The following is a 7,009-nucleotide window of genomic DNA, read 5'->3' as shown; positions in this document are numbered from 1 at the left end:
CAGGCGCCCGCCGCTGAAACCGCTCCCGCAACCGAGGAGCAGCAGCCGCGCAGGAAGAAGCGCGACCAGCAGCAGCAGCAACAGACCGAGCAGGCGCCCGCCGCTGAAACCGCTCCCGCAACCGAGGAGCAGCAGCCGCGCAGGAAGAAGCGCGACCAGCAGCAGCAGCAACAGACCGAGCAGGCGCCCGCCGCTGAAACCGCTCCCGCAACCGAGGAGCAGCAGCCGCGCAGGAAGAAGCGCGACCAGCAGCAGCAACAGACCGAGCAGGCGCCCGCTGGTCAGGCGGCACCCGCCAATGACAACCAGCCGGTCGAGAACCCGCGCAAGAAGCGCAAGCAGGACCAGCAGATCGAGGCTGCGCCCGCCGAGCAGGCACCGGCCGCCGAGCCCGGGCAGAAGCCGGACAAGCACAGGAAACCGGCTGGGACGAACCAACCGACGCCGGAAGCCACACCTTTGCCGACCAACAAGGAAGCCCCGGCTGAGCAGCCGGCGCCGAAGGCCGAGCAGGCTCCTGCCGGCCAGGCTCCCGCACAAGGCGAACAGCCGCAGGACAAGACGAAGAGGAACGGCAGGAAACCGGTAGGCGAGCAACCGGCGACCGGCGAGCAGCCGCAGACCGGCCAGCAGCCCGCCACGGGCGAACAGCCCGCCACCGGCGGCAAGGCCGCGCCTGCCCAGGGCGAAAACCCCGTGCAGGGCGAGGCGCCCGCCGACAAGAACGCCGCTCCCATTCTCGACAGCCAGAAGGATGCCGAGCGCAAGGGCGGCAGAAAGCCCGCCAACCAGAATGGCGGGCAGCAGAATGGTGGCCAGAATGCCCAGCAAGGCACCGAGCAGGGGCAGAAGCCCGCAGCCGCTCCGGTCGACCAGGGACCGCCTCCAACCGACGACAAGGCCGCTCAGCAGGAGATCAGGACCGAGAAGATCGTCCCGGTGACGCAGGAGAAGGGCAAGCGCCTCGATCGCGCACCCGACGAGAACATCCGCGACCGCCGCCGGCCCAAGGGCGTCGACGTGCTCAAGGAGATCGGCGACCGGGTCATCATCCAGCTCAACGACCAGACGTTCGTCCAGCACAATGATCGCCCACGCCTGACCCGCGGCGCCAGGGACGTCTATTACGAGGACCTGCCGCAAGGCCGCACCCGAGAGACGGTCGAGCGAGACAATGGCATCCGGATCGTCACCATCCGCAACCACTACGGCGACATCCTGCAGCGGTCGCGCATCACGCCCGACGGCCACGAATATGTGCTGAGCTATGTCGACGAGAGGAGCTATGAGGATGAAAACGACTGGCGCGATCCCGGCGATGACCTGCCGCCGATGCGGCTGACCATCCCGCGCCGCGATTACATCCTCGATTCCGAGGATGTCCAAAGTCCGGACGACTACTACACCTTCCTCGAGCAACCGCCGGTGGAAAAGGTGCAGCGCCTCTATTCGATCAACGAAGTCAAGCGGTCGGCCCGCGTGCGTGATATTGCCCGGCGCATCGACCTCGACACGCTGAACTTCGAATTCGGCTCGTCCTCGATCTCCGACACCGAGGTGCAGAAGCTCCAGGGCGTCGCCGACGCCATGGAGAAGCTGTTGAAGAAGAACCCGGCGGAGACCTTCCTGATCGAAGGCCACACCGACGCCGTCGGCACGCCCGAGGCGAACCTCGCTCTGTCGGATCGCCGCGCCGAAGCGGTCGCCGAAGCGCTGACCAATGCCTTCGGCATCCCACCGGAGAACCTGACGACACAGGGCTATGGCGAGGAGTATCTGAAGGTCAACACCTCGGCGCCCAATCGCGAGAACCGGCGCGTCGCCATCCGCCGCATCACCTCGCTGGTGGCGCCGGTGGCGAGCAACAATCAATAGTTCAGCTGTTTCCAGGGCTTGAGACAGCACCTGGACTCAGATTGACAAGAAAGACCCCACCCCGGCGAACCGGGGTGGGCACGAGTTCAGGCCCCTCGCGCAAAAGAAGTTTTGTAGCGGCATAAGAGCCGCCTCATTGAATCGGAGCGGGGCAAACCCCAAATTCTGGACCGGGCGTTCCCTGCCCCGTCCCGACTCCAGCGGGACGCATTGAGCCCCGCCGGTCCCCTCGCCGGCGGGGTTTTGCTTTGACGGAGTGAGCCAGGCCGTTCTCACCGCCGCTGTACAGACCGTGACGGAATTGGATGAAGGCAGCGCCGCCGGCGCGCGATTTCCCTCAATAAATGCTTTTCACCTTCGTATCCGAATGCGCAAACACCTCGTCCGGCACGAAGAAGTCGCCGGCCAGCGGTCCGGTCGCGCCCGGCGCGTAGGCCGAAAAATCCATCACGCCTTCGGCCCGCAGCACCTCCTCGTCGATGTAGAAATTGCCCGATGTCTCGCGTGAGGGCCGCAGGAAGATCGCATGCGCTGCATCGGCCATGATGTCGGGCGAACGGCTCATCGCCGCCACTGTGGCGCCTCCCAGGAGATTGCGCACCGCCGCCGTGTCGATGGTCGAGATCGGCCACAGCGAATTCACCGCGATGCCGTCCCTGGCGAACTCGGCACTCATGCCCAGCGTGCACATCGACATGCCGAACTTGGCCATGGTGTAGGCGACATGGTTCTTGAACCACTTTGCCTTCATGTCGAGCGGCGGCGCCAGATTCAGGATGTGAGGATTTTCAGCCAACTTCAGGTGCGGAATGCACATTTTGGAGACCAGGAACGTGCCGCGCGTGTTGATCTGATGCATCAGGTCGTAGCGCTTCATGTCGGTTTCCAGCGTGCCCGTAAGCTGGATGGCGCTGGCATTGTTGACGCAGATATCGATGCCGCCGAATTTTTCGGTCGTCCTGGCAACCGCCTCGGCCACCTGCGCCTCCTCGCGGATGTCGCACAGCACCGGCAGCGCCTTGCCGCCGGCCTGCTCGATCTCCTGCGCCGCGGTATAGATGGTGCCTGGCAGCTTCGGGTGCGGCTCGGCGGTCTTGGCGGCGATCGTCACATTGGCGCCGTCGCGCGCGGCGCGCAACGCGATCGCCAGCCCGATGCCGCGCGACCCGCCGGAGATGAACAGCGTCTTTCCCTTGAGCGACATTTTTCCTCCGCTTCCCTGCAATCCTTTTCGTCGGCGCGATCCTTGCCCGTGGCGACTCCGGATACAAGAGCTTGGTGTCCCAAAGGACGATGACGCAACGGAGGCCGGTATCGCCCAAGGCCTGTTGGATGTCGCGGCCTTCATGGTATATATTCTATACAATGAGGTAGATTATAGAATGGCAGTGTCAATCAAGAATGTGGAAGTCGAACAACTGGCGCGCGAGTTGGCGCGCCGGCGTCGGGTGTCCGTCACTGAGGCGATCCGCCAGAGTCTCGAGCGCGAGATTGCCCGCGAGCGGCTGGTGCCGCGTGACGAACCCGATAGTCTCTTCCAGCGCCTGATGGCGATCGCCGACAAGGCCGGCAAGATTCCAAGACGCGAGAATGCGATGACCGAAGATGAGATCCTCGGTTACGATGAACTTGGAATTCCGACGCGATGATCGTCGATTCATCGGCCCTCGTCGCGGTTCTGGGCGCCGAACCTGGCCATGATCAATTTGTGCGCGCCATCACCAACGCCAGGAGACGGCTGATCGCGGCGCCAACGCTGCTTGAGACGACGATGGTGCTGGTCGGCGGCTGGCAGGACGAGATAGCCGATCATCTTGACGCCTTCCTGAGCGCGGCTTCGATCGATACGATCCCGTTCACGGCCGACCATGCGGCGGTAGCCCGTCAAGCCTTCCTGCGCTATGGCAAGGGCAGACATCTGGCCGCGCTTAATTTCGGCGACTGCATCGCCTATGCCGCGGCTCGGCTCGAGGCCATGCCGTTATTATTCAAGGGCAATGATTTTCGATTAACCGATATCGAACCCGCCATCTGACTGAGGCGTTAGACCAGCACCAGCCCCTGCCGCATCGCGATGGCGATGGCGTCGGTGCGATTGGCCGCGCCGAGCTTGATCAGGATCGCGGCGACATGGAATTTCGCCGTGTGCACGGAAATGTTGAGCCGCCGGGCGATCACTTTGTTGGGCGCGCCTTCGGCCAGCAGCGCCAGCACTTCCGCCTCGCGCGGCGACAGCGCCGGCCGCACGGCATGCTCGTCGGAGGCTTCGTCCTCGAAAGACTGGCCTTCGCTTGGGTGGAAATCCTCATGGCGCCCGCTGCCGCCATCGCCCGAGACGCGATACCCGGCTGTCGCCAGCCGCGCCGCCGCGGCAATCAGCAGATCGTCCGCGCCCGCGGGCATGACGGCAAACACCTCGCCGGCCGGCCGCTCGCCGCCGGCACGTCCCGACAGCAGCACCCGTGGAATTGAAGCCGGCACGGTATCACCGCCCCTGTCATCGACGATGGCAACGTCGGCCCTGCCGCCGCCGGCCACGACCGGTAGCAGGTCATCGCTGGTGGCAAGCGAGGCCGCCAGGCGCTCGGCGCGGGCCGCATCGCCAAGCGCAATCAGCACCACCAGCCGCCGCGAGGCGGCGCTGTCGGTCATGATCCGTTCGCTGGCGAGCATATCCATCTGGCCTCTCAGGAAAGTGGCTTTTCGCCGATGGTGAGCTGGACATCGCGCTGTTCGCCGCCACGCACCACGCCGAGCGTCACCGATGCGCCGGCGCTGTCAGGCCCGAGCCTGCGGATCAACTCGCGCGGACCATGCACGGCCGCGCCGTTCCAGGCCACGATGATGTCGCCCAGCGACAGGCCGGCGGCCTTGGCCGGGCCATTGTCATCGAGGCTCATCACCATCGCGCCGCGCGCATCGCGGTCGCGCACGGGATGCAGGCCGGCACCGAGGTAGCCGCGCGCGACATGGCCCTTCTCGCGCAGCGTCGCCACCGCCCGTTCGATCGTCTCGTAAGGCATGACCAGCGCACGGCCGCGCGGCCCGAACAGAAGCATGCCGATGAGCGCCCCCTTGGCGTCCAGCACCGGGCCACCCTCGAAGCGGCCGCCGGCGCCGACGGCCAGATGGATGCGTCGATCGATGGTGCCGCCGCGCATCGAGCGCCAGGCCGGGCCGACTTCGCCGACCGAGCCGGATACGGCCAGTGCCGAACCCTGGCTGCTGCCGATGGCAATGGCGACATTGCCCGGCCGGACCAGATCTGCCTTGACAAGCACAGGCGCGCTGACCGCATCCGCGGGCTTCAGCAGGGCAACCCCCGTGGAGGGATCGCGGCCGACGAGTTCGGCCTTCACCGCCTCGCCCGAGGCCAATGTCAGTTCGATCTCCTCGCCGGCCTCGACGGCCTCCTCGGCGGTGACGAAATAACCGTCGCCCCAGTGGAAGGCGCTTGCCGTGCGGTGATGATGCGTGGCGAAGCTTGCCGTAGCGGGCGCCGCCTTGGCGGCGAGATCGGCGATGGCCTCGGAAAATGCATTCAGATTGAAGTCGCTCATAATGATCTCCTGGGTTTTCTCATGCCCCAGATATCGCTCGGCGGTGCGTCCGGAGATACTCGCCTGACGGCTAGTTGCCGGTTCGACTGGCCATCTGGTCAGGTCGCGGCCGGTCGGGCCGCTCCGCACATATAGTTACGAAAAAGCCTGAAAACACGGAGCCCCCTATGGCCCTCGCCGCCCGGAAACTCGAATCCGATGAAACACTGCTCGATGCCTATTCGATGACGGTGGCCGACGCTGTCGACCGCATCGGCCCGGCTGTCTGCCGCATCGAGCGCATCGGCGGCCAGGGTGGCCATGGATCGGGCTTCGTCATTGCGCCGGACGGGCTGGTCGTCACCAATTTCCATGTCGTTGGCGATGCCAAAACGGTGCGCGTCTCGATGCCCGACGGCGCCTCCAGGGAGGGTCGCGTGCTTGGCCGCGATCCCGACACCGACATCGCGCTGGTGCGTGCCGACGGCAGCTTCGCCGATGTGGCGCCGCTGGGCGATTCCAAGCGGCTGCGGCGCGGCCAGATCGCCATTGCCATCGGCAACCCGCTGGGTTTCGAGTGGACCGTCACCTCGGGCGTCGTCTCGGCGCTCGGCCGCTCGATGCGCGCTTCGACCGGCCGGCTGATTGACGACGTGATCCAGACCGATGCCGCGCTCAATCCCGGCAATTCCGGCGGGCCGCTGGTGTCGTCGGCCGGCGAGGTCATCGGCGTCAACACCGCCATGATCCATGGCGCGCAAGGCATCGCCTTCGCGGTCGCCTCCAACACCGCCAATTTCGTCATCTCGGAGATCATCCGCTTCGGCCGCGTGCGGCGCGCCTTCATCGGCATCTCGGCCGACACCACCAATTTGCCGCGCCGGGCGGCCCTTCTGTCGCAAGTCTCGACCAGCACGGCGGTACGGCTTCGCACCGTCGAGAAGAACGGCCCGGCGGCCGAAGCGGGTCTCAAGGAAGGCGACATCATCGCCGCCATTGACGGGCGCCCAGTCACCGGCGTCGACGATCTCGTGCGCATACTCGACGCCGAGCGCATCGGCCGCGAGACGCTGTGCACGGTGGTGCGCCGCACGGGCGTCAGCCAGGTGATGGTGACGCCGGTGGCGCGGGCAAGCTGAGGCTGTCGCTCAACCCCCGGCCGCACCCTGCGCGTACCGCGCCAGAAATTCCTCGCTGGGCGGGATCGGCTTGATGACATCGATCAGCACCCCATTGGGGTCCGTGGTGATGAAATGGCGTTGGCCGAAGGGCTCGTCGCACAGGGAACGCAGGATCGGCAGTCCGGCGGCGGTGGCGCGCGCATAAGCGGCGTCGGGATCCGCGACCTCGAAATTGATCAGCAGGCCCGAGGCGCGGCCCCGTCCCTCCTGCGGGATCGTCTCATGGTCGCCCTGGACGATGCCGAGATTGACGCGCTTGCTGTCGACCGATTGCAGATGCACGTACCAGTCGCTCGTAAACAGCGGCTGGAAATCAAAGTGCTCGACATAGAAGGCGGCTGTACCGGCGACGTCGCCGGTCATCAGCACGGGGTAATAGCTTGACATCTTCATCTTTCGCTCTCCTGTCGATTA

8 protein-coding genes are annotated in these 7,009 nt (G+C 65.7%); 4 read left to right on the top strand and 4 right to left on the bottom strand.

Translation table 11 applies throughout. The features are described 5' to 3' along the window. Positions 1–1,875 (top strand): OmpA family protein (locus FJ934_RS20430; RefSeq protein WP_140611741.1); only part of this gene is annotated, 1,875 nt, incomplete at its 5' end. A gap of 337 nt (positions 1,876–2,212) precedes the next feature. On the opposite strand, the gene FJ934_RS20425 is transcribed toward FJ934_RS20430, so the two are convergent. Beyond that, positions 2,213–3,079 carry an NAD(P)-dependent oxidoreductase gene (locus FJ934_RS20425; RefSeq protein WP_140611739.1) on the bottom strand — a complete coding sequence of 289 codons (867 nt, stop codon included), beginning with the start codon at positions 3,077–3,079 and terminating at the stop codon, positions 2,213–2,215. Positions 3,080–3,257: 178 nt separating this feature from the next. Here FJ934_RS20425 and FJ934_RS20420 point away from each other — a divergent pair, with 178 nt between their 5' ends. Further along, positions 3,258–3,524 (top strand): type II toxin-antitoxin system VapB family antitoxin, encoded by a 267-nt coding sequence (locus tag FJ934_RS20420; protein ID WP_140611737.1) that lies wholly within the window; start codon positions 3,258–3,260, stop codon positions 3,522–3,524. Then, on the top strand, positions 3,521–3,910 hold the full coding sequence (locus FJ934_RS20415) for a type II toxin-antitoxin system VapC family toxin (protein WP_140611735.1): 390 nt from the start codon (positions 3,521–3,523) through the stop codon (positions 3,908–3,910). The genes FJ934_RS20420 and FJ934_RS20415 overlap by 4 nt, the downstream gene beginning before the upstream one ends. Positions 3,911–3,918: 8 nt before the next feature. On the opposite strand, the gene FJ934_RS20410 is transcribed toward FJ934_RS20415, so the two are convergent. After that, positions 3,919–4,554 carry a helix-turn-helix transcriptional regulator gene (locus tag FJ934_RS20410; RefSeq protein WP_140611733.1) on the bottom strand — a complete coding sequence of 212 codons (636 nt, stop codon included), beginning with the start codon at positions 4,552–4,554 and terminating at the stop codon, positions 3,919–3,921. Positions 4,555–4,562: 8 nt separating this feature from the next. Further along, positions 4,563–5,435: a S1C family serine protease gene (locus tag FJ934_RS20405; protein ID WP_140611731.1), complete on the bottom strand. Its 873-nt coding sequence runs from the start codon at positions 5,433–5,435 to the stop codon at positions 4,563–4,565. Between the two features lie 167 nt (positions 5,436–5,602). On the opposite strand from FJ934_RS20405, the gene FJ934_RS20400 reads away from it, so the two are divergent. After that, complete coding sequence (locus FJ934_RS20400; RefSeq protein WP_140611729.1) at positions 5,603–6,553, top strand: trypsin-like peptidase domain-containing protein; 951 nt, start codon at positions 5,603–5,605, stop codon at positions 6,551–6,553. A gap of 9 nt (positions 6,554–6,562) precedes the next feature. Here FJ934_RS20400 and FJ934_RS20395 read toward each other — a convergent pair whose 3' ends face one another. Then, positions 6,563–6,988 carry a VOC family protein gene (locus FJ934_RS20395; protein ID WP_140611727.1) on the bottom strand — a complete coding sequence of 142 codons (426 nt, stop codon included), beginning with the start codon at positions 6,986–6,988 and terminating at the stop codon, positions 6,563–6,565. Positions 6,989–7,009: the final 21 nt, after the last annotated feature.

The sequence above is a fragment of the Mesorhizobium sp. B2-4-12 genome (assembly GCF_006441575.1).
In the GTDB taxonomy this organism is placed as follows: domain Bacteria; phylum Pseudomonadota; class Alphaproteobacteria; order Rhizobiales; family Rhizobiaceae; genus Mesorhizobium.
Note: the sequence above shows the minus strand (reverse complement) of the source record. Positions and strands in the feature narration are given on the sequence as shown.